This is a genomic window from Chromohalobacter canadensis (assembly GCF_029544075.1).
Classification (GTDB): domain Bacteria; phylum Pseudomonadota; class Gammaproteobacteria; order Pseudomonadales; family Halomonadaceae; genus Chromohalobacter; species Chromohalobacter canadensis_A.
In genome coordinates this window covers 103,424-125,602 of record NZ_JAJQJH010000002.1, presented here as the reverse complement: position 1 = coordinate 125,602, position 22,179 = coordinate 103,424, and the positions used below count along the sequence as shown (strand labels likewise).

The window sequence follows — 22,179 nt, the reverse complement described above, 5'->3', positions numbered from 1 at the left end:
ATCGGCGAACGTCAAAACGTTCCATTACGTCTTTCCTCGCTGCAATAACCCGCCCATGGCTTGCCATGGGCGGGTTATTTCGTGCCTACAGGTCCACCGAACGCCTGAATTAGCCCTGACCAAGGGCGTCGACGCGTTGCCGGCGGTGAGCACGGCGCAACATGCGCAGCCGCGAGCGGGCTTCGTCGCGCTCGAGATAGCAGCCCTGCAGCCAACGGCGCCCTCCCTGGCCGACATCGAAGGCATCGCGGGCGTGCAGCAGGCGGCGGTTGTCGAAGATCACCATGTCGCCGGGCGTGTAGGTGAAGCGCAGCGCGAAATCGGGCTCTCTGAGCAGGCGCTGCAGCGCCATCAAGGCGGCATAGGCAGGCTCCACGTCCTCGAACGGTGCCATCAGCGGGCCGCGCAGGAAATCGGCGATGCGCACCTCGTCGAAATTGCCGTCGTCATCGAGCTTGATCATCGGTGCGTACCACACATGATCGGTGGTGCGGGCCGTATTGGCGTAGCACCAGCGTACACGCGTGAGCGTCGCGAAGTGCTCGGGATGACGCTCGCGCAGGGCCTCGGCCATGGCGAAGCCGTCCATCATCACCGCTTCACCGCCGATGGTGTCGTTTTCCAGGCAATGCAGCAGCTGCAGACCGGGCTGATACTCGCGGGTCGGCAGATCGACGTGCGGTGGCAGGGCGATCGAGGTGTAGGCATTGGAATCGGGATCGGGCTTGGCACGCACGTCGAATAGCGTGCCGAAGTTGGTGGCGCGCGGCGGGCCGATGCGCCGGGCGATGGCATCCAGGCTGCCGGGCTCGGTGGGCAGGTTGCGTAGCCGCACCAGGCCTTCGCCGATGACGGCCTCGAGGGCGCTTTCGAGGCAGGCATCCGGTGCCAGAGGATCATCGTCGGTGTCCAGCCAGTCGCGCGCATCGAGGGTCGTGGGCGCGTCGCGTTCGCTGCCTTTCCATAACGTGGCAGGAGGCAGCGGGGCATCGAGTTCCGCCAAGTGGGTATAGTCGTGCGCGCGTAGCCAGCCGGGGTGAAAGCGCAAGCGGCGTTGCTCCGGCGCGAAGACGATCTCCAGCGCGCCCGCGTCGTCGAGGCACGCCTCACTGATGGTGGGCCACGCCCCGAGGCGTGACAGGTCGAGGATGCGCTCGCGCGTGGCCGGATTGACGGTGCTGTCGTCGGCGGCGTTTTCGCGCAGCCAGATGCTGTGGTATTGGCTGACGCGGCCGTCTTCCCAGTGAATTTCGACCTGGCGCGGAGTGTGGCTCACGTTGTGGATGGCGACTTCGACCGGCCAGGCGTCGTAATCCGGGGTCGCGGGGAGCGTATCGCTGGGCGTATTGGCAGACGTGGCAGCAGGCGTGGAGAGAGTCATGACGGCATCCTTGGCTACAAAACGTAGTCCCAGCATGGCTTGACTCGGCATTCATATTTACACCCCAAGCGACGGCTTCTTGCCGTCAGTCGTCATGTTGTGTCGTCAGAGTGCGGGCGGCGTGTCTGGCGCGGGCTGGCGCCGAAAAGCTGCTTGTAGGCTCGCGAGAAACTGGACGCGGAGGTGAAGCCGCTGGCTAGCCCAATGCTAAGAATGTCGCGGTCGGTTTCCCGCAATAGCTGGCGGGCATGCTGCAAGCGTAGACGCAGATAATGATCGCGTGGCCGCTCGCCGAGCTCCTGTTCGAAGAGCCGCTGTAGCTGGCGCAGCGAGATACCGATACGGGCGGCGAGTCGCGCGAGCGACAGTGGCGTCTCGAGATGACGCTCCATCAGGGCGACGGCCTCGATCACGCTGTGCTTGTGGGTCCCCAGACGCTGGGTCAGATCATGACGCTGGTGGTCGTGGCGGGGCCGCATGCGGGCGTGAATCAACTGCTCGGAAACGTCAGCGGCCAGCGCATCGCCATGGCGGCGGGCGATCAGGTCCAGTGTCATGTCCATCGCAGCGGTGCCGCCGGCACAGGAGAAGCCGCGTGGGCCGACTTCGAACAGCGACTCGACGGCGTCGATCTCGGGGAAGCGCTCGCGAAACGCCGGAAGGCTTTCCCAGTGCAGGGTGACACGCTGCCCCTCGAGCAAGCCGGCGCGGGCGAGGATCAGGCTGCCGGTGTCGATGCCGCCCAGCACGCAGTCGCCTTGATGGCGCTGATGCAGCCAATGCAGCAAGTGGCGGGTCAGGCGCTCCTCGGGCTCGAAGCTGGCACAGATGGCGATGCTGGGCAGCGCGGGTGCCGAGGCGAGGGTGTCGTCGGCGAGCAGCGTCATGTCGTTGCTGGCGGTGACCGAGGCGCCGTCCAGGCCGATCACGCGCCAGGTGAAAAGCCGCTCTCCGGCGATGCGGTTGGCGATGCGCAGCGGCTCGATAGCGGAGAAGAACGCCATCATCGAGAAGCGCGGCAAGAGTAGAAAGCCGATGGGCTCGGGTGACGCCCCGGCATAATGTAGACGCATCTCTCCCCCGTGGCGGTGGCGACTCAGGCGGCGAACGTTGACGCGCCGAGGCGCGCGAGGCGATTACCATAGCAAATTCCGCTTGAATAGGGGTACGCGTCGGGAGGCAGTGCTGGCGGGAGATAAAGCGGTAAGGGCCGGTCCTGATGGACCGGCCCGGGGAGGTCACTCCTTGTCGAGCCAGCTGTCGATGAGATCGCGATGTTCCTCGATCCACTGCTTGGCGCCTTGCGTGGGGTCGCCGACATTTTCGATGGTCAGCATGAGATCGGCCAACTGGGCGTGGCTCATGTGCCAGGTGTCGAGCATCTCGGTGACCTCGGGGTGCTCCTCGCCAAAGCCCTTGGGCGACATCCACATGATGTCGTCACCGCCGCCATAGCTCTTCTTGGGATCCTCGAGCGCTTTGAGGTCGTACTGCGCGTAGGCCCAGTGCGGCTGCCAGAGCGTGACGGCGATGGGCTCTTCGTTGGCGTAGGCTTCCTCGAGGGCCGCGAGCATGGCCGGGCCGGAGCTGTTCAACTGACGGAACGGCAGATCGTAACTCTTGATGGCGTTTTCAGTCTCGCCGGAGATGGCCGAGCCCGATTCGATGCCGATGATGGTCGGCTCGTTCTGGTAGTTGAAGCGCTCGGCATTGTCCCTGAGATCGCTGATGCTATTGATGTCTTCCATGTAAGCCGGTACCACCAGTTCGTCTTGGGCGCCGTCGAACCAGGCATCGTGAACGTCGATCTTATCCTCGTAAGGCTTGATGTACTGGGCGTCGCCATGCGGGAGCCAGACTTCCAGCGAGATATCCAGATCGCCTTGTGCCAGCCCGCTGAAGAGCACGCTTTTGCCGGTAGTCGTCAGGTTGACGTCGTAGCCTTGCTCTTCGAGCAATTGCTGCCACATGTGCGAGACGGCGATGTTTTCCGACCAGTTGTTGGTACCGATGGTCAGCGTGTCATCGGCCGAGGCGGTCATCGAGAGGCCGGCCAGACCAAAGGCGACGAAAAGGGGAGTCAACGGTTTCATCAGATTTTTGCGCGAGATACCCCGTACTTCTAGTGCGGGGAGGGATAGCGCGTCGTCTGTGGGACGACCCTATTCTCGCTGCCTCCTTCTTGAGTGGTTGCTATCTTTGAGTTTAAGTTTTATATAATGTTACGCATGACGAAACGCGCCTACCAATACCGCTTCTACCCGACGCCTGAGCAAGCTCAGTTGCTTGCCCGGACGTTCGGTTGTGTACGTTTCGTCTATAACGCGGTGTTGCGTTACCGCACGGATGCCTTCTACCAGCGCCAAGAGCGGATAGGTTACGTTGAGGCCAACGCTTACCTGACGCGGATGAAGAAAGCCGACGAAACTGCGTTTCTCAACGAAGTTAGTTCGGTTCCGCTTCAGCAGTGTCTTCGCCACCAGCAGGCGGCCTTCAAGAACTTCTTTGAAGGCCGTGCCCGTTACCCGACCTTCAAGAACAAGCGGCACCGCCAGGCGGCGGAGTTCACGCGCTCGGCCTTCAAGTATCGAAATGGTCAGCTGTTCCTGGCCAAGTGCAAGGAGCCGCTCGCTATCCGCTGGAGCCGTGAGCTGCCCAGCGAGCCGACGACCATCACGATTTCCAAGGACTCGGCAGGCCGCTACTTTGTCAGTTGCCTGTGTGAGTTCACTCCCAAGACGCTGCCCGTCACCCCTCGGATGACCGGTATCGATCTGGGCCTGAAAGACCTGTTTATCACCGATCAGGGAGAACGAATCGGCAATCCCCGCCATACCGCTAAATACGCGGCTCGTCTGGCCAAGGCACAGCGACGGTTGAGCAAGAAGAAGCTCGGCTCCGCCAACCGCGCCAAGGCCAGAAAGCGAGTGGCGCGACTTCACGCGAAGATCTCCGATTGCCGAATGGACCGCTTGCACAAGCTGTCTCGCAGACTGATTAACGAGAACCAAGTGGTCTGCGTCGAATCCTTGAAAGTGAAGAACATGCTCCGCAACCCGAGCCTTGCCAAGGCCATTGCCGATGCTGGCTGGGGCGAGTTCGCCCGCCAGCTTGAATACAAGGCACAGTGGGCCGGACGCCAACTGGTTAGGATCGACCCGTGGTATCCCAGCTCCAAGCGCTGCTCGGATTGCGGACACATCAAAGACGCGCTACCGCTGAGCGTTCGTGCCTGGGACTGCCCCGCCTGCGGGGTTACCCACGACCGTGACATCAACGCCGCGCGTAATATCAAAGCCGCCGGGCTGGCGGTGTTAGCCCTTGGAGAGAATGTAAGCGGCATGGAGCCCGTCTCCGTGTCCGGTTCTCGGTGAATTGGGAACCCCCATCCTTCAGGGCGGGGAGCAGTCAAACGCGTCCTTTTTGTGTTGATGAATCGAAAGGGATGAGAAAGAGTGATGCGCTATGGCGTTATTCTGCCATCAGCGTGTCGGAATAGCCGTAAGTTGAGAGACGCTCGATGCCATCTTCGGTGATCAGCACCTGTTCTTCCAGCTTGACGCCCTCGGTGCCGTCGCGGTGGCCGATATAAGCCTCGACGCAGAGCGTCATACCGGGCTCTATGGCGCCGTCGTAGCCGACGTCGTCCCAATCCATGTCGTGGGCGATCAGTGGCCATTCGCCGGTCATGCCGCAGCCGTGGACGATGTCCAGGTAGCGATTCTCGCGATAGCCGTCGGGTATCGGCCACGCTTGTTGCGAGTAGTCGCGAAAGCTCATGCCGGGACGCAGCAGGGCGATATTGCGCTCGAGCTGGTCGGCGGCCATGCGATATAGCTCTTTCTGCTCGGCATTGGGCGCGCCTGCGCCGGGCACGTGGAAGGTCCGCGAGAAATCCGTGTAGTAGCCGAAGCAGCCGACGATGTCGGTATCGAAGGCCACTAGCTCGCCCGGGGCGATGATCTTGTCCGAGCATTCCTGGAACCATGGATTGGTGCGCGCGCCGGAGCTCAGGAGTCGAGTCTCGGCGTATTCGCCACCGGTCGCCAGCACATGCTGGTTGAAGATCGACCACAGCTCGTTTTCGCTCATGCCGGGGCGAATGGCGGCTTCCATGCGCGTCATCGCGGCTTCGGTCAGGGTCACGGAGCGGTGGATGAGCGCCAGCTCGTCGACACTCTTGATCGACTTGGCGCCCTCGACCACGGTAGCGGCATCGGTTAGCTGGAATCCGGCCTGGCCCAGCGCCTCGATGGCGCCGGTGGGTGCGGATTCGATGCCCAGACGTTGCCCTTGGGTGTGCGAGCGCTCGAACAGGCCGCGGATGTCATCGACAAAGGCCTGGGTATGCGCCGCACAGCGCGGACCGCTGTACTGCGGCATTACCGCCCGGGCGGGATGCACCTCGTCGAGCAATTCGGCGTTGGCTGCCAGATGCAGGCAGGCGCTGAACTCAAACAGCACCACCGGGCCGTCCGCCGCGACGTAGAGGTAGCGCGCAGGGTTGCGCTGCGAGTAAACCTGCATGTTGCGCACGCCGCAGGCATAACGAATGTTGATGGGATCGAACAGGATCACCGCGTCCAGCTCGTGATGCTTCATCTGCTGGCGCAGGCGTTGCAGCCGGTAGCGCTCGACGCGCGAGAGCAGCTCGGCATCGAGCGTGGCGTGACGAAAGCCGCCGTCGGTGTAGGGGCCGCCCGTGGGGACGGACCCGGCGAGTGATACGATATCGCCCATTGAAAGGCATCCTTGTAAAGAGTGAACGAGACGCTTGGTGACGTACGCGAGGCGGTGTTAGCCCATGAGCGCGTCGTGACGGCGCTGATTGTCGGCGTCGATGTGTTGCTGCGTGACGCGACCGTAGATGCGCCGGGTGTGCTCCAGGCTACCCATCATGTCGGGCGTCTTGGCGTAGCCGAGCAGGGTGCACAGGCGTTGGCCCTTGGCGGCGTCGACACGGTGCATGGAGTAGCGTCCCTTGAAGAGCTGCAGGTCGCCGGTGTTGAGCGTCAACGACTCGACGTCGGTATGATCGCCTTCGAGCACGCGCTGAACGGCCGCGAAGTTCTCGTCGCCCGGACGACGGATGTTGGGTGCGTACTGGAATTCGCCGCCTTCGTTGGGACGCCGCGTCATCAGGCTGACGATGAATTCGTTGGTGTCGAAGTGCCAGGGCAGCTCGGTGTCGTCGGGCATCACGTTGATGACCAGCCCCGCGATGGGGTCGGCGAACTCGTAAATCACCGGCTCTTCGAGGCAATCGGCGACGAAGCGTTGAAAGTCGGGGTCGCGATAGAGCTGCTGGACGATGGCGTCCTCGGGGATCAAGTCGCGCGCCACGAAACCATTGGTGTAGTGCTGAAAGAAGCGAGCGGGGTGATCCTCGGGCAGCGACGGATCGTCCGGCGTGACGTAGGGATTGACGTTGTTGTCCGAATAGAACGCTTGCGGTGCCAAGGCCTCGCTTTCCTCGCGCAGCGGCTCGATGAGGTCTTCGCGGATGAACTTCGACAACAGGGCGCAGCCGTCGGTGCGCAGTTGATCGCGCACGCCCTCGACAGTGGCCCGGTAGGCGTCACTATCGCGCTCCAGGATCGGATAGCGTTCGAGGTCGATGAACCGCGCCAGGGGATGATGCTCGGCGGTGACGTCTTGCTTGGTGGCCTGGGTTGCGAGTGTTGCCTGTGACATGAGATCGCCCCTCCTGATGGATCGTAGTTAGCCAGTCGTGGCCGGCCAGTCGGCGCTAGCCGGTCGTGACGAGCCGTTCATGACGAAAGAGTGGCGATACGGTAAAAGCCCGGGGAGGGTGAAACTAATGAGAATGTCCGGCCATCTGCGACGAGATTCTTATCGTTCGGTCGCAAGCCCATGGCGGCGCGCCTCGCCTTTACTCATCGGCGCGATAAAGGTGACGTAGCGTTTCCGCCAGAGAGTCGGCAACGGCAGCGATGTGGGGCATTTGCGTATAGGCCAGGTACCAGGGGACGCGCGGAAGGTCGCCGGCCAAGGGGCGCATGACGACGTGTCCGGCCTGATGGGCGTCCCGCGCGGCCCAGCGCGAAAGGATGCTCACCCCCTTACCGGCGGCGACCAGCTCGAGAATCAAGGTGACCGACTCGATCTGCACCATGTGCGAGGGATAGACGCCCGCCGGTTGAAAGAAATGCTCGAATTCATGACCGGATTCGGGGGTGATGCTGTAGGTGAAATGTCGGCCTTGATCGAAGACTTCGGCGGGCACCGCGTCGCTCTTTGCATAAGGATGCCCGGGCGGCAACACGGCCACTAGCGGTTCCTCGAACAGCAACTGGTGGGAGATGCCGCGCTGTGAGGGCACTTCGATCATGCAGATCATGTCGACCCGGTTGGCGAGCAAGGCCGTGGTCATGTCCGCCATGGGCAAACGCACCAGATCGATGTCGTGTTCATGCTGATCGTAAAGGTGCGGGATCGCCCGCGAGAAGGTGTCGTAGGGGCCGATGCCAAGGCGCAAGGCGGGTTCAGCACGGCGTGCCAGTTGCCATGCTTCGAGTTCGGCGCGGCGTAGCTGTGGAAGCACCGCGTGGGCAGTGTCGAGTAAGCGCTCGCCCGAGGCGGAAAGCGTCAGCCGGCGCCCTTCGCGATGGAAAAGGGCGACGCCCAGGCGGCGTTCCATCTCCCGAATGCGATGCGTCGCTGCGGGCTGGGTGATGCCGATGGCGGCGGCGGCATCGTGCACCGTACCGTGGGTAGCAATGGCGTCAATCAATACGTAATACTTGATATCCAACATGGGACTCGCGAGGCTCTTGATGGGTGGCTGAAGAGTGGCGCGTCGCGTGAAACGGCATGCTACGCTCGATACCAGATGTCACACGGAGATGCCACAAGGAGCAAGTCACGATGTCGGATGATCACGACACCGCCAACGCCGAGCTGGATGAGGCCACGATTCGCCTGGCCACGGAGATCTTCAACAGCGCACGCAACGGCGAGACAGAAAAGCTGCGTGGCTGGCTGGCCCAAGGGCTGCCGCCGAACATGTGCAACGACAAGGGCGATAGTTTACTGATGCTGGCTAGCTACCATGGTCATCTCGAGGCTACGCAATTGTTGCTCGAGCATGGCGCCGACCCCGAGATGTACAACGACAATGGCCATCATCCGCTCTCCGGTGCGGCTTTCAAGGGGCATTTGGCCATGGCCGAGCTGCTGGTGGCGCATGGCGCCTCGGTCAACGCGCGCTCTCCAGATGACAAGACGGCATTGATGTTCGCGGCGATGTTCGACAACGCCGAGGTCGTCGAGTACCTGCTGGCCCAGGGCGCCGATCCCCGCGCCACCGAGAGCCGGGGCATGACGGCCAGTGAGCTCGCCTCGGCAATGGGCGCGACCCGCACGCCCGCGATGCTGGACGCCGTCTGAGCGCTTCTTGGCAACGCCTGCTCGAAAATGACCGCCCGGAAATGATAACGCCCCTCACTGCCCCTGATATCGAAGGGTAGTGAGGGGCATCGTTGCATCATCGTGCTGGTAGGGCGCGGTTTACACCGCGTCCTTACCGGTTTCGCCGGTACGGATACGAATAACCTGTTCGAGCGGCGAGACGAAGATCTTGCCGTCGCCAATCTTGCCGGTATTGGCCACCTGCGTGATGGCTTCGATCACCTTCTCGATCATGTCGTCGTCGACGGCGACCTCGAGCTTGACCTTGGGAAGGAAGTCGACCACGTATTCGGCCCCGCGATACAGCTCGGTGTGACCCTTCTGACGGCCGAAGCCCTTCACTTCCGTGACGGTAATCCCCTGAACGCCGATCTCTGACAACGACTCACGGACGTCATCGAGTTTGAACGGCTTGATGATGGCGGTCACCAGTTTCATCGTCTTTCTCCTCGCATCGTATATGCGGGTGGCGCATACCACCCTCGATTATGCCCAACGATCATGCTTTCAAGCATACACCGCTGGTCGCGGGATTAAAAAAGGCCCCCCGAAGGGGGCCAGGGGAGCACGCCAGCTCACTCGGTACTCCAACAAGGTTTACGTCTTGTTGGAGGCAAACTCGGGGTAGGCTTCCAGGCCACATTCGGCCAGGTCGACCCCTTCGTATTCTTCCTCTTCGCTGACCCGGACACCCATCGCAGCCTTGATGATCAGCCACACGATCAAGCTGGCGATGAAGCACCACAGGAAGATGGCGAGGGCGCCGATGATCTGTACACCGAAGGAGGCGCTGGCATTGGTGATAGGCACTGCCAATACACCCCACAGGCCCACTACGCCGTGCGCGGAGATGGCACCGACCGGATCGTCGATCTTCAGTTTATCCAACGCCACAATGGAGACGACGACCAGCAACCCGCCGACGGCACCGATGAGGGTGGCGCCCAAACCGGAGGGCGACAGCGGATCGGCGGTGATCGCGACCAGACCGGCGATCGCGCCGTTGAGCGCCATGGTCAGGTCAGCCTTGCGGAACCAGAGCTTGGCGAGGATCAGCGCGGCGATCACGCCCCCGGCAGCGGCGGCATTGGTATTAACCAGCACCTGCGCCATGTTGTTAGCGGAGTCGATGTTGGAAACCATCAGCTCGCTGCCGCCGTTGAAGCCGAACCAGCCCATCCACAGGATGAAGGTCCCCAGCGCTGCCAGCGGCAGATTGGCGCCGGGAATGGCATAGATCGCGCCGTTCTTGCCGTACTTGCCCTTGCGCGGCCCGAGTACCAGCACCCCAGCCAACGCGGCCGATGCTCCCGCCATATGCACGATGCCGGAACCGGCATAGTCGGAGAAGCCCAGCTCGGAGAGCCAGCCGCCGCCCCAGGTCCAATAGCCGGAAGTCGGATAGATGATCCCGGTCATCACCACGGCAAAGGCTAGAAACGCCCAGAGTTTCATGCGTTCCGCCACGGCCCCGGAGACGATCGACATGGCGGTTGCGACGAACACCACCTGGAAGAAGAAGTCGGCACGGTTGGAATAATAGATATCCCCGTTGCTGCCCATGACCTGGCCGACGGTATTTTCACCGCCCAGCAGAAAGCCCAGACTCGGCAGGAAGCCGCCAGCGCCACTGGAATACATCAAGTGGTAGCTGAACAACAGATACATGGTGCAAGAGATGGCGAACAACACCACGTTCTTGGTCAGGATTTCCGCCGTGTTCTTGGAGCGGACCAGGCCCGCTTCGAGCATGGCGAAGCCGGCGGCCATCCACATGACCAGCACGCCGGCGATCAAGAAATAGAAGGTGTCGAGCGCGTACGATAGCTGTGTAATATCTTCAGTCATTTATTGTGTCTCCCTTCAGCCCTTGCCTAAACGGCGTCGGCTCCGCGTTCACCGGTACGGATACGAATGACGTCTTCGAGTGGCGTGACGAATAGTTTGCCGTCGCCGATCTTGCCGCTGTTCGCGGCATTGCTGATCGCCTCCAGCACGCTTTCCAGTCGGTCTTCTTCCACGGCGATTTCTATTTTTACCTTGGGAAGGAAGTCCACGACGTATTCGGCGCCGCGGTAGAGTTCCGTGTGACCCTTTTGGCGCCCAAAGCCTTTCACTTCCGTGACGGTGATACCTTGGACGCCGTTGTCGGCCAGCGCCTCGCGGACATCGTCCAGTTTGAAAGGTTTGATGATGGCGGTAATGAGCTTCATGCCAGTTCTCCCGTTGTCGGCTTTCGCCTCTCGGGACGTACGCAGAAGCCATGCCATATTGGCTTGTGTGTCATTAAAAACAGCCGGTTACGGGAAGGTGTGGAAACGGCGCTGTATGTAATGCCCAAACATGGACCGCCCCTCGGCAGATTTTGGTGCGTGTTGCTGACGGGGCTGCACCAATATGGCGCATGCGTATTTCGCCGGCCTTGCGTATGCTGTGTCGAGATGGAAACGTTCAATCCGAGGGAACTCTCATGGCGACACACGACCTCTTCTCACGTCTCGCACAGCAAGTCGGCGACCGGCTCCAGGATGCCTCGCACGCGCCGGAAGACATCCAGCGCAGCGTCCAGGGTGTGATGCGCGGCGCCTTCGACCGTATGGAGCTGGTCTCGCGTGAGGACTTCGATATCTTGATGGAAGTGCTGCAGCGCACGCGCTCGCGGGTCGAATCTCTCGAGGCGCAGGTCGCGGCACTGGAAGCGGCGCTAGACGTGGGCCAGAGTGCCCCGGTGGCCGCCGCCGAAGGCGCCGAGCCGGCAACCGAACACGACGCCAATGGCGACACCGACGAGTCGAGCGCATCCGACACCTCCCGCAAGAGCTGATCGCCGCTCGATCACGAATGCCGTCTCGGTCGAGACGGCATTCGCGCCTTGTGCCTCTTTCTTGCCGATAGGCCCTCTCGCCGTCTTTCGCAGCGCGTGCGTTACCGCCGTCAATCAATTAGTGTATACGCATATTTTGATGTGACCGGAAGGAGGCTGCATGGCGCTTGCCATCATCAATACGCGTGCCGGCTTGGGGCTGGAGGCGCCGAATGTGTTGGTCGAAGTGCATCTCACCAACGGCCTCCCGGGATTGGCGATCGTCGGACTGCCGGAGGCAGCGGTAAAAGAGAGCCGCGAGCGAGTGCGCAGCGCTCTGATTAATGCCGGTTTCGACTTTCCCACGCGGCGCATCACGCTCAATCTCGCGCCGGCGGATCTCCCCAAGGAAGGCGGACGCTTCGATCTTCCCATTGCGCTGGGCATTCTGGTGGCCTCAGGGCAGATTCCCGGCGAGGCGGTGGAGGATCTCGAATGCCTGGGCGAGTTGGCGCTGGATGGCAAGTTGCGCCCCGTGCGCGGGGTGTTGCCGGCGGCCCTGGAAGCGCGTCGCGCCGGGCGTGCCCTGCTCCTCCCCGAGAGCAACGCCGATGAAGCGGCGTTGGCCGGCGACCTGGCCGTTCTTCCTGCCGCCGATCTGCCCCAAGTCGTCGCCCACTTGCTCAAGCAAGCGCCGATTACGCCGCACCAACTTGGTGAACGGCCTGCACCGCGCTTGGCTGAGCCTGACCTCGCCGAAGTGCGTGGCCAACATCAGGCCCGGCGGGCGTTGGAAGTCGCCGCCAGCGGTGGCCACAATCTGCTGTTCGCTGGCCCGCCGGGTACCGGCAAGACCATGCTCGCCAGTCGATTACCCGGGATTTTACCGCCACTTCAAGAAGATGAAGCGCTGGAAGTGGCCGCCGTACGCTCGGTATGCGGCCTGCCGATCCTAGAACGCTGGGGGCAACGGCCGTTTCGTACTCCGCATCACACCGCTAGTGGTGTGGCCCTGGTCGGCGGTGGCGGCAAGCCACGCCCGGGGGAGATTTCACTGGCGCATCACGGGGTGCTGTTTCTGGATGAATTGCCGGAGTTCGACCGGCGTGTGCTGGAGGTGCTACGTGAACCTTTGGAATCGGGGCAAATCGTCGTCTCGCGGGCGTTGATGCAGAGCTGCTTCCCCGCTCGCTTTCAACTCGTGGCGGCCATGAACCCGTGTCCCTGCGGACATCTCGGCGACCCGCGCAAAGCCTGTGTGTGCACGCCGGCCCAGGTGCAGCGCTACCAGGCGCGTATCTCGGGCCCGCTGCTCGACCGTATCGATCTGCAGGTGGAAGTCCCCGCACTGCCCGCCGCACAACTCACCGAACAACGCAGTGGCGAAAGCTCCGACGTTGTCCGTCGGCGTGTCCTCGCCGCCCGCCAGCGCCAAGCCCAGCGCGGCGCGCTCAACGCTTATTTACCCAGCAGCACGCTGGAGGATCTCTGCGCCTTGGATGGTCAGGAGCGCACTTGGCTTGCCGACGTGCTCAATCGTCTCAACCTTTCCGCCCGCGCCTACCATCGCGTGCTGCGCGTCGCCTTGACCCTCGCCGATCTCGCCGAGGAACCCCGCCCCCGCCAGCCGCAGTTGATGGAAGCCATCGGCTATCGCCAGTTGGACCGACTGATCGGCGGCAATGGAGGGGCTTAGTTGTCCGCGTCGTAGGAAGGCTTCTCCGCACCGGGGATGCCCTCACGGATGCGAGCAGAGAAATCGTCGGCGTCGTTCGCTTTCAGGGCACGGGCGTTGATGTGGCCCTTGGCCTTGAGCGCGGCGAAGGGAACGCCGGGTGCCAACGCGCCGACGCTGTGCACGTACTCGGGCAGGTAGCCGGATAGCAGCAATCGGTAGTCGAAGGGCAGGCCGGGGACAATGCGCTTCATCATGGCGTAGACCAGCGTGGTGCAGTTGGAGGTCAGCGTGTTGTAGTAGCGTGGCTCGCGTTGTAACTGGTGGGCTTCGTCGAGGTAGGCGCGAAACAGGTCCTGCATGACCGGCTTGGGCATCTGCACGCGATATAGATAGACGTCCTCGCCGCGCGTGTTGGTGCGCACGCGCACGATATCGCGCTCGTCGGCGGCGATGATGCTGACTTCGTATTCCTTGAAGAAGCCGCCCAGGGTGGAGAAGGCCTCACCGCGCTCCTTGCGTATCTCCACCGAGAACGTCAGGTAACGCCCGTCGTCGAAGCCGAAGCTGACCAGCGTATGGGCGATGGCCGGCCCCATCCAGTAGGACACCAGCAGATCGACCGAGCGCAGCTGGTCCAGATCGTAGTGGCGGGTTTCCCAGCGCTCATCGAAATCCTGCGGGGTGCGCCATTGGAAGTTACGCACCTTGTTGACGGTGACGCGGTTGTCGTCTTCTTGTGTGCCGCTGACGATATGCGCGACATCCGGCGCCCAGTCGCGCTCGGTGGCGGGTTGGATCGTCCACCACCAGATGCCGAGCACGAGGTACATGGCTAGATAGCCGAGTAGGGCGCGTGCCGGCCAGCCCTTGAGGAACAACCCCATGCAGCATGCCAGCGCGGCGATGATCCACAGCCCCGCCACGCCGTAACGCAGCACGGTGGGACCGGGAAGGCGATACCACAGCGCCAGCACCGCCCAGCCGCTGCTGGCGACGATGAGCAGTGCCAGCACGCCGGCGATGAGCCAGTGCCATAGTGAGGCAAGCCAGCCGGGACGTGCCATGATCAGTGCTGTGCCTCGAGCGCGCGTTCCAGTGCGGCCAGCCGGCCGGGCGCCAGGGCGTCCTCGAGCGTGCTGATGCGCAGCACGTGGCCCAGCGCGGGATGCGCGGGACGATGCACGAGCGTGCCGGCCTCGAGCAGTTCGCGATGGATGCGGGCGGCGAGCTCCGCCTCCGGCAGGCGCACGGCGATGAAGTTGGTGGCACTGGGCGGCACGTCAGCGCCGAGAGCTCGTAGATGGCCGGCCAGTGCTTCGCGGCGGGCGATCACGCCGCGTACGTGCTGCGTGGTTTCCTCCGGGTGGTCGAGCACAGTCTCGGCGGCGGCCAGTGCCAGCGATGAAACCGCGTAATGAATACGCACCTTGTGCATCAACTCTATCAGCGCCGGTTCGGCGATGGCATAGCCGATACGCAGCCCCGCCAGGCCATGCGCCTTGGAAAAGGTACGCAGACGCACCACGTCGGGCCAGACGTCGCCCGCCGTGGGGGCATCGGCGTCGTCGCGGAAATCGTGATAGGCCTCGTCGAGCAGCAGTGTGCAGCCATCGGGCAAGGCATCGCGTAGCGCCAGCACGTCGGCATCACTGTGTAGATGTCCGCTGGGGTTGTCGGGATTGGCCAGGTAGACCACGCGGGCGTTATCGCGCACTGCGCGGTCGGCCAGGGCGTCGAGGTCCGGCGCCAGCACGCTGGGCGCGTCGTGATAGTCAACCTCGACCAGCCGACAGCCCTGACCTTCGGCGAAGTAACGAAAGGTGGGATAGGTGCCCGCGCTGGCGATGACCGTGCTGCCGGGATCGCACAGCGTGCGCAGGGCGAGCGCCATTAGGCTGTCGGCGCCGGCGTCGATGACTAGCGCCTCCAGTGGCGTGCCGAGCAGGGCATTCAGGCGTTGGCGCACCTCCATGGCTTCGGCGTCGCCGTAGGCGCGGGCCAGGGTGGCGACCTCATCGCCAAAACGCGCCTTGAGCGCCTGGTGGGGCATGTCCAATCCTTCGTTGGAGCCCAGGCGATGCGGCACCTCACGGCCTAGCTTGCGTTCCAGCGCTTTGAGGCCGGGGAACGGATTGGACGGCCCGGAACGATCAAGGTGGCGAGCGTGACGCGACATGCGAGACTCCTGAAACGCAAAAGGCTCATTGTGCGACCGAGACGCGCTGGGCACAACGTGACACGCATACGTCCGATGCCTCGCACGCACGCATTACAACGCGCTGGCGTCCAGGGCTCCGGAGAGCGTGGCGCGCCAGCTGGGGGCGTCTTGGCCGGGACGGCGCAAGGTGATTTCCCACTGATAGGGCAGTAACTCGCGGTCGGTTAGCCGGATCACGCCGTTGCTATTCAAACGGCTTTCTAGAATCCAGTGATTGTCCGGCGCATCGTCGGTCATCATGCCGGGCGTCCAGTCGAGCACCTGGGGGCCCTCTGCCTGTGCCAGCAGGGCGCGGCCCAGTGTTTCGGTCAAGCGGGCGGCGCTGATATTGAAAGTGGCATCGACTGTCGGCGGTGCCAGCATCACCACCATATTCTGTGTATCACCCGACCAGGGTGGCGATTCGAGCAATGCCTCGGCGGCCTGGCCACTCATGCCATATACCGCCTGGCGCATGTCATTGGGCGGTGCATCGCCGAGCCCGGCGCATCCCGACAACAGCAGGCAGAGTACGATGACGCCAGCGGAGCGGGCATGCTTCATGGCGTTTCCTGCGAGCAAGGGTCGGCACTGGGTAGCGTGTCGTGGGAGGCGCGTCGGTGCTCGTAACCCGCCAGGAAAACAGCCAGTTCATGGAAGAGAGGGACACGAACCAGCTTGGCCTCGTTGACCAGATGATGGCGTGCCTCCGGATGACGATGAACATCGGCATTGGGAAATTTGCCCGTCAGCGTTTCTAGGTTCCATTGCCAGTCTACGGTGAAGTCTTGTTCGCCTTGGAGGATCAGTACCGGCAATTCGCTGGCTGGCAGGGATAACAGCAGGGGGATCCAGTCGCGCATGGCGCTGACCCAGGTCAAGGCTAAGCGGTCGGGCTGCAAGGGATCGCCGCGGCGCAGGAAATCAGCGAAGCCAAGATCGGTGGTGTTGGGGCGAAACCGGCGCGGTACCGAGCGGACGAAGGGGCTAGCCACCCGGTGCAGCCAACTGGATTGCTGCCAGCCCCAGGGGCGCACCAGCGGCGCCAGCAACGCCAGGCCGTCCCAGCGTGTCTGATGGCCGTGGGCCAGGGCGTCGGTGGCGAGAATCGACGCGCCGGTACTTTGGCCGATACCGATCCAGGGACCATCGGCCAGGTCGAGACGCGTGACTTCCTCGGTCAACGCGTTCAGGCAGCCGATATAGTCGTCGAAGTCGTCGATGGAGGCGCGTGCGCCGCTGGAGAGCCCGTGTCCTGGGAGATCCCACATCACCACGCGCCAGCCACGCGCCAACAGCAGTTCGAGCAGGTGGCGGTAGAGTCCCAGGTGATCGAAGTAGCCATGCACGACGAACGCCGTGCCTTGCGGTTCGGGCGGGCTCCACACCTGGGCCCACAACTGAAACCCCCGGGCCTCGAAGAAGCCGGCATGCAGATCAGTGTTCTCGGTCAACAGCGTTGCTAAGCGGTAGTGCTTGAGATAGGCGCTCATGGCCGATGACACGGGGCGTGCTATCGGCGTCAGCAGGCCTAGCTGTTTCAAGGGGGTAAAGTCGGTCATTCAATTCTCCCGGTGCGTTCCATGCTAGCGCCCGCGCGGCCCCGAGGCTACCGGGAAGTAGCCGTTTCGCCTAGCGATGTTCAGATACCTCCGGCACGCGTCGGTAGGTGCATGGCATTCTTCGAGATCGGAAAACGACGCTCAGACCAATGGTGGAGATGACAGCGCGAGGATTTACGTCTAATTTGTGGAATTATTTTCCACATTTGGGGCGACACCCGAGGAGAGCCGCATGACAGACCGTACGACACGCCATCGTTTGCAGGTGGCCAGCCAGCTCGATCGTTTCATCAACGACGAAGCCCTGCCCGGCACGGGTGTCGACTCTGAGTCCTTTTGGGCCGGGTTCGATGCCTTGGTCCACGACCTTACGCCCACCAATCAGACGCTACTGGCCGAACGCGAGCGGTTGCAGGCTGAGCTGGATGCGTGGCACAAGGCCCATCCTGGCCCGGTGCAAGACATGGACGCCTATCGCGCCTTCTTGAAAGACATCGGCTATTTGGTAGAGGCGCCGGCGAAGGTGCAGGCGACGACGACCGATGTCGATGACGAGATCGCTATCCAGGCCGGGCCGCAGCTAGTGGTACCGGTGAGTAATGCGCGCTACGCGCTCAATGCCGCTAACGCGCGCTGGGGCAGCTTGTATGATGCGCTCTATGGCACCGATGTGATTCCCGAGACCGATGGCGCCGAGAAGGGACAGGACTACAACCCCAAGCGTGGTGAGGCGGTCGTTGCCTATGCGCGTGGCGTGCTCGATCAGGCCGCGCCGCTGGCCGAGGGCTCGCACGCCGAGTCGAGTGGCTATAGCATCCGCGACGGCAAACTGGTGGTGCAGTTGCAAGGCGGCAGCGAAACGACGCTGGCGCGTCCCGCCCAGTTGGTCGGCTATCAGGGCGAGGCCGCCGAGCCTAAGGCGGTGCTGTTGGCCAACCACGGCCTGCATCTGGAAGTGCAGTTCGACGCGACGCATCCCATCGGCAGGACCGACCCGGCGCGCGTCAAGGATGTCCTGGTCGAGGCGGCGGTGAGTACGATCATGGACTGTGAGGACTCCGTGGCCGCAGTCGATGCCGAAGACAAGACGCTGCTCTATCGCAACTGGCTGGGGCTGATGAAAGGCGATCTTGCTGAATCGTTCGACAAGGGCGGTAAGACCGTGACACGGCGTCTCAATCCGGATCGCGACTACACGGCGCCGCAGGGCGGCCAGGTACGCTTGCCTGGGCGCTCGCTGCTGTTCGTACGCAACGTCGGCCACCTGATGACTACCCCGGCGGTGCTCGACGGCGAGGGTAACGAAATCCCCGAGGGCATACTGGATGGCGTGATTACCAGCCTGTTGGCGATCCACGACCTTAAAAAGCGCGAAGATGATGCTAGTAACTCTAGGACGGGCTCGGTTTATATCGTCAAGCCAAAGATGCACGGGCCTAAGGAAGTCGCCTTCTCCAACAGCCTGTTCATGCGCATCGAGGACATGCTGGGTCTGCCGCGCGACACCCTTAAGATGGGCATCATGGACGAGGAACGCCGCACCTCGGTCAATCTCAAGGGGTGCATCGCTGAAGCCGCCTCCCGCGTGGCGTTCATCAACACCGGCTTCCTCGACCGTACCGGCGACGAGATGCACACCGCCATGGAAGCCGGCCCCATGCTGCGCAAGGGGGAGATGAAGGGCACCAAGTGGATCGCGGCCTACGAAAAGAACAATGTCCAGACCGGCTTGGCGTGCGGCCTGCGCGGCCGGGCGCAGATCGGCAAGGGCATGTGGGCCATGCCGGAGCTGATGGCAGCGATGCTCGAGCAGAAGATCGGGCATCCCCAGGCCGGCGCGACCACTGCCTGGGTGCCGTCACCCACCGCTGCCGTGCTGCATGCCTTGCACTACCATCAGGTCGATGTCGCAACGATTCAGCGTGAATTGGAAGCCAAGCCGAACGACGACCTGCTCGACGATCTACTCACCGTACCGGTGGTCAAAAGCGCGGCTTCGGGCGCTAACAAGAACCCGAGCTGGTCCGACGACGAGATTCAGCAGGAGCTGGATAACAACTGTCAGGGCATCCTTGGCTATGTGGTGCGCTGGGTCGAGCATGGCGTGGGCTGTTCCAAGGTGCCGGACATCCACGATGTGGGGCTGATGGAGGATCGCGCGACGTTGCGTATCTCCAGTCAGCATATCGCTAACTGGCTGCATCACGGCATCGTCGGCGAGGCACGGGTACGCGAGACGCTGGAGCGCATGGCTAAGGTGGTCGACGAGCAGAATGCCCATGACCCCGACTATACGCCGATGACCTCGCACCTGGCGGAGTCCAGCGCCTTTCAGGCGGCATCCGACCTGATCTTCAAGGGGCGTGAGCAACCCGCCGGCTACACCGAGCCACTGCTGCACCACTGGCGCGCGGTGCACAAGGCGAAATCATAATAGCTACGGGCTACGGGCTACGGGCTACGGGCTACGGGCTACGGGCTACGGGCTACGGGCTACGGGCTCGCGAACTTTCAGCGTGGAGCGATGCTGATTCTCGCGGCTCGCGGCTCGCGGCTCTGTGCCTGAGCCCGTAGCTTGGTCTATCTTGACGACAGCGCCGTGTTCGCCGTATAGCCGCAGGGGAGAGCCCGAATGACCGTGATGACCGCCGCCGCCATAGAGGAGTTCCTCGACGAGGTCTTTCCACAGCGACAAGGCACCATCGAAGGTGTGGGCGAAATGCGCGCGACCATGAGCCTGGCCATCGAGGATGAACATTTGCGCCCCGGTGGTTGTGTCTCGGGGCCCACGCTGATGGGGCTGGCGGATGTCTGCCTGTACGTGGCGATTTTGGCCCAGGTCGGGCCTGAGCCGATGGCGGTGACTACCGATTTCAATTGCCATTTCCTGCGCCGCGCGCGCGGCGACCGCGATCTCATCGCCAATGCACACGTCGTCAAGCTGGGCGAGCGCCTGGTGGTCGGCGAGGTGCAGCTATTTCCCGCCGGTGACGAAGAGCCCGTGGCCATCGTCACCGCGACCTATGCGCTACCCGAGCATGACGACGACTGACGTCGGCTCAATCAGCGGGGCGCTGGCGCCAGGCGCATATCGCCAACGTCAGCCAGCCGGCCATCAGCAAGAGTCCACCGAGCGGCGTGATGGGACCCAGCCAATGGGCGCCGGTCAGGGCCAGCAGGTACAGCGAGCCGGAAAAAGCCGCCATCCCCATGCTCCATAGCCAGAGCGCTGCCCGCTGCCCTTTCAGCGGTTGCTGCACCCGCCAGATGAGTACCGCCATGGCGGCCAGGGTGTGCCAGGCCTGGTAACGCACGCCGGTGTCGAAGGCCTCGAGCAGTCGAGGCGCGAGCCGGCCGTCAAGTGCGTGGGCGCCGAACGCGCCCGCCACCACGACCACGAAGCCGCTCAAGGCGACGAGTGTCCATCCACGACGCTTGTGCATGTTGCATCCCATGTCACTGACCTATGCTGAGACGGTGAGCGAGCGCCGGAGGTCGACCCCCCGGAGGCCCGGTATCGCCGAGCTGGTGCTTACCCTATGGCGTCGCTTACGCCATGACAAGCATCCCGGGATGGCGTATCGTCGCGGCCTTGCCGATCTCAAGAACCATAATGGAGCGTCAATTCATGGAATCTCTTGCCAGCTTCGTCGCGCCGCTGCACGACGCTATCTATGCGGTGATGACCCCTGTCAGCGACTTTATCTGGTCGTATATTCTCGTTTATCTCTTGTTGGGCGCGGGGGTGTTATTCACCGTGCTGACGCGTGGCATGCAGTTTCGTTTGTTTGGCCACATGGCGCGCGTGACCTTCAATAGCCGGGGCGCGGGCGAAGGTGTCAGCGGGTTCCAGGCCTTCGCCACGTCGCTGGCAGCGCGCGTGGGTACCGGGAACCTGGCTGGTGTGGCCATCGCGTTGTGGATCGGCGGTCCCGGGGCGATCTTCTGGATGTGGATTACCGCACTGGTCGGGTTCGCCACCTCGTTCGTCGAGTCGACCCTGGCGCAGGTCTACAAGAAACGCCACGAGGACGGCGTGTACCGCGGCGGTCCCGCCTACTATATCGAGCGCACACTGGGTTGGCGCTGGATGAGTCTGTTGTTCGCCTTCTTCCTATTGGTGGCCTATGGTCTGGCGTTCAACGGCGCCCAGGCCAACACCATCGCCCAGGGCATGAACCAGGCTTTCGGCATGCCCAATTGGGTCACCGGTTTGATTTTGGTCGGTGTCGTGGCCGTGGTCATCTATGGCGGGCTCAAGTCCATCGCGCGCACGGCGGAGAAGATCGTGCCGATCATGGCCATCGCCTACTTGCTGGTGGCGCTGGTGGTGCTGGCGCTCAACATCACCGCAGTGCCGGATATGCTGGCGCTGATCGTCAAGAGTGCCTTCGGCTATGGGCCCGCAGTGGGCGGCGCGGCCGGCTATGCCATCAAGACGGCGATGGAGAACGGCATCAAGCGTGGCCTGTTTTCCAACGAGGCCGGCATGGGCTCGGCGCCTAATGCGGCGGCCCAGGCCAACGTCAAGCATCCTGCCGCGCAGGGCTTGGTGCAGTCGTTCGGCGTGTTCGTCGATACCCTGGTCATCTGCAGCTGCACGGCGGTGGTGATCCTGCTTTCCGGCGTCTACGAGAAGTTGATGGCCAATTCGCCGGGACAGGACATCGTGGGCATCCAGCTCACCCAGGATGCGATGGCGGATCACTTCGGCGGCTTCGGTGAGATCTTCATCGCCGTGGCGATTCTGCTGTTCGCCTTCACCTCGATCATTGCCAACTTCTCGTTCGCCACGGTCAATATCGAGTACATGTTCAAGCGCCATGCCAAGGGCGCGGTACAAGCGTTGCGCCTGGCCGTGCTGGCCATGGTGATGATCGGCTCGGTGTCGCAACTGACCTTCGTATGGGACTTCGCCGATCTGTCCATGGGGCTGATGGCGACCACCAACCTGATCGCGATCCTGATCCTGGCGCCGATCGCCATGCGTGTGCTCAAGGACTACGAGCGCCAGCGTCGCGAAGGCGTGAAGGAGCCGCGCTTCGATCCCAAGATCCTCAAGCGCCCCGAACAGGTAGATGAGGACGTATGGCCCTCCAAGGATTCTTGAACACGGCATTTGGCGTT

The 22,179-nt window shown here is 62.9% G+C and carries 21 protein-coding genes; 7 read left to right on the top strand and 14 right to left on the bottom strand.

The annotated features are described in order from the left end of the window. Positions 1-109: 109 nt before the first annotated feature. The 3 genes from LUN51_RS04230 to LUN51_RS04220 form a co-directional block, all read right to left on the bottom strand. Positions 110-1,381: a TauD/TfdA family dioxygenase gene (locus LUN51_RS04230; protein ID WP_277810274.1), complete on the bottom strand. Its 1,272-nt coding sequence runs from the start codon at positions 1,379-1,381 to the stop codon at positions 110-112. 92 nt (positions 1,382-1,473) lie between these two features. Beyond that, a complete protein-coding gene (locus LUN51_RS04225; RefSeq protein WP_277810273.1) occupies positions 1,474-2,454 on the bottom strand; it encodes a GlxA family transcriptional regulator in 981 nt (326 codons plus the stop codon). 165 nt (positions 2,455-2,619) lie between these two features. After that, positions 2,620-3,474 carry a glycine betaine ABC transporter substrate-binding protein gene (locus LUN51_RS04220; protein ID WP_277810272.1) on the bottom strand — a complete coding sequence of 285 codons (855 nt, stop codon included), beginning with the start codon at positions 3,472-3,474 and terminating at the stop codon, positions 2,620-2,622. 135 nt (positions 3,475-3,609) lie between these two features. Between LUN51_RS04220 and LUN51_RS04215 the strand changes: the two genes are divergently transcribed. Then, positions 3,610-4,755 carry an RNA-guided endonuclease InsQ/TnpB family protein gene (locus LUN51_RS04215; RefSeq protein WP_277810271.1) on the top strand — a complete coding sequence of 382 codons (1,146 nt, stop codon included), beginning with the start codon at positions 3,610-3,612 and terminating at the stop codon, positions 4,753-4,755. Between the two features lie 97 nt (positions 4,756-4,852). Here LUN51_RS04215 and LUN51_RS04210 read toward each other — a convergent pair whose 3' ends face one another. From LUN51_RS04210 to LUN51_RS04200, 3 genes are all read right to left on the bottom strand, one after another. Beyond that, positions 4,853-6,121 carry a M24 family metallopeptidase gene (locus LUN51_RS04210; protein ID WP_277810270.1) on the bottom strand — a complete coding sequence of 423 codons (1,269 nt, stop codon included), beginning with the start codon at positions 6,119-6,121 and terminating at the stop codon, positions 4,853-4,855. A gap of 57 nt (positions 6,122-6,178) precedes the next feature. After that, a complete protein-coding gene (locus LUN51_RS04205; RefSeq protein ID WP_277810269.1) occupies positions 6,179-7,075 on the bottom strand; it encodes a HalD/BesD family halogenase in 897 nt (298 codons plus the stop codon). Between the two features lie 199 nt (positions 7,076-7,274). Beyond that, complete coding sequence (locus LUN51_RS04200; protein ID WP_246894372.1) at positions 7,275-8,159, bottom strand: LysR family transcriptional regulator; 885 nt, start codon at positions 8,157-8,159, stop codon at positions 7,275-7,277. Between the two features lie 110 nt (positions 8,160-8,269). Between LUN51_RS04200 and LUN51_RS04195 the strand changes: the two genes are divergently transcribed. After that, on the top strand, positions 8,270-8,791 hold the full coding sequence (locus tag LUN51_RS04195) for an ankyrin repeat domain-containing protein (protein WP_246894373.1): 522 nt from the start codon (positions 8,270-8,272) through the stop codon (positions 8,789-8,791). Positions 8,792-8,911: 120 nt separating this feature from the next. Here LUN51_RS04195 and glnK read toward each other — a convergent pair whose 3' ends face one another. The 3 genes from glnK to LUN51_RS04180 form a co-directional block, all read right to left on the bottom strand. Beyond that, positions 8,912-9,250, bottom strand: coding sequence for a P-II family nitrogen regulator (gene glnK, locus LUN51_RS04190; protein WP_075368779.1), 339 nt, complete (start codon positions 9,248-9,250; stop codon positions 8,912-8,914). 159 nt (positions 9,251-9,409) lie between these two features. After that, positions 9,410-10,660, bottom strand: a complete 1,251-nt coding sequence (locus tag LUN51_RS04185; RefSeq protein ID WP_246894374.1) for an ammonium transporter — start codon at positions 10,658-10,660, stop codon at positions 9,410-9,412. Between the two features lie 26 nt (positions 10,661-10,686). After that, positions 10,687-11,025, bottom strand: coding sequence for a P-II family nitrogen regulator (locus tag LUN51_RS04180; RefSeq protein ID WP_011508451.1), 339 nt, complete (start codon positions 11,023-11,025; stop codon positions 10,687-10,689). Positions 11,026-11,282: 257 nt separating this feature from the next. Between LUN51_RS04180 and LUN51_RS04175 the strand changes: the two genes are divergently transcribed. Continuing rightward, positions 11,283-11,636 carry an accessory factor UbiK family protein gene (locus tag LUN51_RS04175; RefSeq protein WP_246894375.1) on the top strand — a complete coding sequence of 118 codons (354 nt, stop codon included), beginning with the start codon at positions 11,283-11,285 and terminating at the stop codon, positions 11,634-11,636. 160 nt (positions 11,637-11,796) lie between these two features. Then, positions 11,797-13,311: a YifB family Mg chelatase-like AAA ATPase gene (locus LUN51_RS04170; RefSeq protein ID WP_277810268.1), complete on the top strand. Its 1,515-nt coding sequence runs from the start codon at positions 11,797-11,799 to the stop codon at positions 13,309-13,311. On the opposite strand, the gene LUN51_RS04165 is transcribed toward LUN51_RS04170, so the two are convergent. The 4 genes from LUN51_RS04165 to LUN51_RS04150 all read right to left on the bottom strand — a co-directional run bounded on the left by LUN51_RS04165 (position 13,308) and on the right by LUN51_RS04150 (position 17,052). After that, entirely contained in the window at positions 13,308-14,357 is a 1,050-nt protein-coding gene (locus LUN51_RS04165) for an Lnb N-terminal periplasmic domain-containing protein (RefSeq protein ID WP_246894377.1), read from the bottom strand. The genes LUN51_RS04170 and LUN51_RS04165 overlap by 4 nt on opposite strands. A gap of 2 nt (positions 14,358-14,359) precedes the next feature. Continuing rightward, the gene (locus LUN51_RS04160) at positions 14,360-15,469 is read right to left on the bottom strand and encodes an aminotransferase class I/II-fold pyridoxal phosphate-dependent enzyme (RefSeq protein ID WP_277810267.1); all 1,110 of its coding nucleotides are present in this window, start codon (positions 15,467-15,469) and stop codon (positions 14,360-14,362) included. A 93-nt stretch (positions 15,470-15,562) separates the two neighbouring features. Further along, on the bottom strand, positions 15,563-16,054 hold the full coding sequence (locus LUN51_RS04155) for a hypothetical protein (protein ID WP_277810266.1): 492 nt from the start codon (positions 16,052-16,054) through the stop codon (positions 15,563-15,565). Further along, a complete protein-coding gene (locus LUN51_RS04150; protein WP_277810265.1) occupies positions 16,051-17,052 on the bottom strand; it encodes an alpha/beta hydrolase in 1,002 nt (333 codons plus the stop codon). The genes LUN51_RS04155 and LUN51_RS04150 overlap by 4 nt, the downstream gene beginning before the upstream one ends. 232 nt (positions 17,053-17,284) lie before the next feature. On the opposite strand from LUN51_RS04150, the gene LUN51_RS04145 reads away from it, so the two are divergent. Both LUN51_RS04145 and LUN51_RS04140 read left to right on the top strand, forming a co-directional pair. Further along, positions 17,285-19,486 carry a malate synthase G gene (locus tag LUN51_RS04145; RefSeq protein ID WP_277810264.1) on the top strand — a complete coding sequence of 734 codons (2,202 nt, stop codon included), beginning with the start codon at positions 17,285-17,287 and terminating at the stop codon, positions 19,484-19,486. A 198-nt stretch (positions 19,487-19,684) separates the two neighbouring features. Continuing rightward, a complete protein-coding gene (locus LUN51_RS04140) occupies positions 19,685-20,104 on the top strand; it encodes a PaaI family thioesterase (protein ID WP_277810263.1) in 420 nt (139 codons plus the stop codon). Positions 20,105-20,111: 7 nt separating this feature from the next. On the opposite strand, the gene LUN51_RS04135 is transcribed toward LUN51_RS04140, so the two are convergent. Continuing rightward, positions 20,112-20,495, bottom strand: a complete 384-nt coding sequence (locus tag LUN51_RS04135; RefSeq protein WP_277810262.1) for a DUF423 domain-containing protein — start codon at positions 20,493-20,495, stop codon at positions 20,112-20,114. A 185-nt stretch (positions 20,496-20,680) separates the two neighbouring features. On the opposite strand from LUN51_RS04135, the gene LUN51_RS04130 reads away from it, so the two are divergent. Beyond that, a complete protein-coding gene (locus tag LUN51_RS04130; protein ID WP_277810261.1) occupies positions 20,681-22,162 on the top strand; it encodes an alanine/glycine:cation symporter family protein in 1,482 nt (493 codons plus the stop codon). Positions 22,163-22,179 lie beyond the last annotated feature (17 nt).

Excerpts from the sequence above, each read along its gene's own strand:
- LUN51_RS04230 (WP_277810274.1), bottom strand. The coding sequence starts at position 1,381 with ATGACTCTCTCCACGCCTGCTGCCACGTCTGCCAATACGCCCAGCGAT.
- LUN51_RS04225 (WP_277810273.1), bottom strand. The coding sequence starts at position 2,454 with ATGCGTCTACATTATGCCGGGGCGTCACCCGAGCCCATCGGCTTTCTA.
- LUN51_RS04220 (WP_277810272.1), bottom strand. The coding sequence starts at position 3,474 with ATGAAACCGTTGACTCCCCTTTTCGTCGCCTTTGGTCTGGCCGGCCTC.
- LUN51_RS04215 (WP_277810271.1), top strand. The coding sequence starts at position 3,610 with ATGACGAAACGCGCCTACCAATACCGCTTCTACCCGACGCCTGAGCAA.
- LUN51_RS04210 (WP_277810270.1), bottom strand. The coding sequence starts at position 6,121 with ATGGGCGATATCGTATCACTCGCCGGGTCCGTCCCCACGGGCGGCCCC.
- LUN51_RS04205 (WP_277810269.1), bottom strand. The coding sequence starts at position 7,075 with ATGTCACAGGCAACACTCGCAACCCAGGCCACCAAGCAAGACGTCACC.
- LUN51_RS04200 (WP_246894372.1), bottom strand. The coding sequence starts at position 8,159 with ATGTTGGATATCAAGTATTACGTATTGATTGACGCCATTGCTACCCAC.
- LUN51_RS04195 (WP_246894373.1), top strand. The coding sequence starts at position 8,270 with ATGTCGGATGATCACGACACCGCCAACGCCGAGCTGGATGAGGCCACG.
- glnK (WP_075368779.1), bottom strand. The coding sequence starts at position 9,250 with ATGAAACTGGTGACCGCCATCATCAAGCCGTTCAAACTCGATGACGTC.
- LUN51_RS04185 (WP_246894374.1), bottom strand. The coding sequence starts at position 10,660 with ATGACTGAAGATATTACACAGCTATCGTACGCGCTCGACACCTTCTAT.
- LUN51_RS04180 (WP_011508451.1), bottom strand. The coding sequence starts at position 11,025 with ATGAAGCTCATTACCGCCATCATCAAACCTTTCAAACTGGACGATGTC.
- LUN51_RS04175 (WP_246894375.1), top strand. The coding sequence starts at position 11,283 with ATGGCGACACACGACCTCTTCTCACGTCTCGCACAGCAAGTCGGCGAC.
- LUN51_RS04170 (WP_277810268.1), top strand. The coding sequence starts at position 11,797 with ATGGCGCTTGCCATCATCAATACGCGTGCCGGCTTGGGGCTGGAGGCG.
- LUN51_RS04165 (WP_246894377.1), bottom strand. The coding sequence starts at position 14,357 with ATGGCACGTCCCGGCTGGCTTGCCTCACTATGGCACTGGCTCATCGCC.
- LUN51_RS04160 (WP_277810267.1), bottom strand. The coding sequence starts at position 15,469 with ATGTCGCGTCACGCTCGCCACCTTGATCGTTCCGGGCCGTCCAATCCG.
- LUN51_RS04155 (WP_277810266.1), bottom strand. The coding sequence starts at position 16,054 with ATGAAGCATGCCCGCTCCGCTGGCGTCATCGTACTCTGCCTGCTGTTG.
- LUN51_RS04150 (WP_277810265.1), bottom strand. The coding sequence starts at position 17,052 with ATGACCGACTTTACCCCCTTGAAACAGCTAGGCCTGCTGACGCCGATA.
- LUN51_RS04145 (WP_277810264.1), top strand. The coding sequence starts at position 17,285 with ATGACAGACCGTACGACACGCCATCGTTTGCAGGTGGCCAGCCAGCTC.
- LUN51_RS04140 (WP_277810263.1), top strand. The coding sequence starts at position 19,685 with ATGACCGTGATGACCGCCGCCGCCATAGAGGAGTTCCTCGACGAGGTC.
- LUN51_RS04135 (WP_277810262.1), bottom strand. The coding sequence starts at position 20,495 with ATGCACAAGCGTCGTGGATGGACACTCGTCGCCTTGAGCGGCTTCGTG.
- LUN51_RS04130 (WP_277810261.1), top strand. The coding sequence starts at position 20,681 with ATGGAATCTCTTGCCAGCTTCGTCGCGCCGCTGCACGACGCTATCTAT.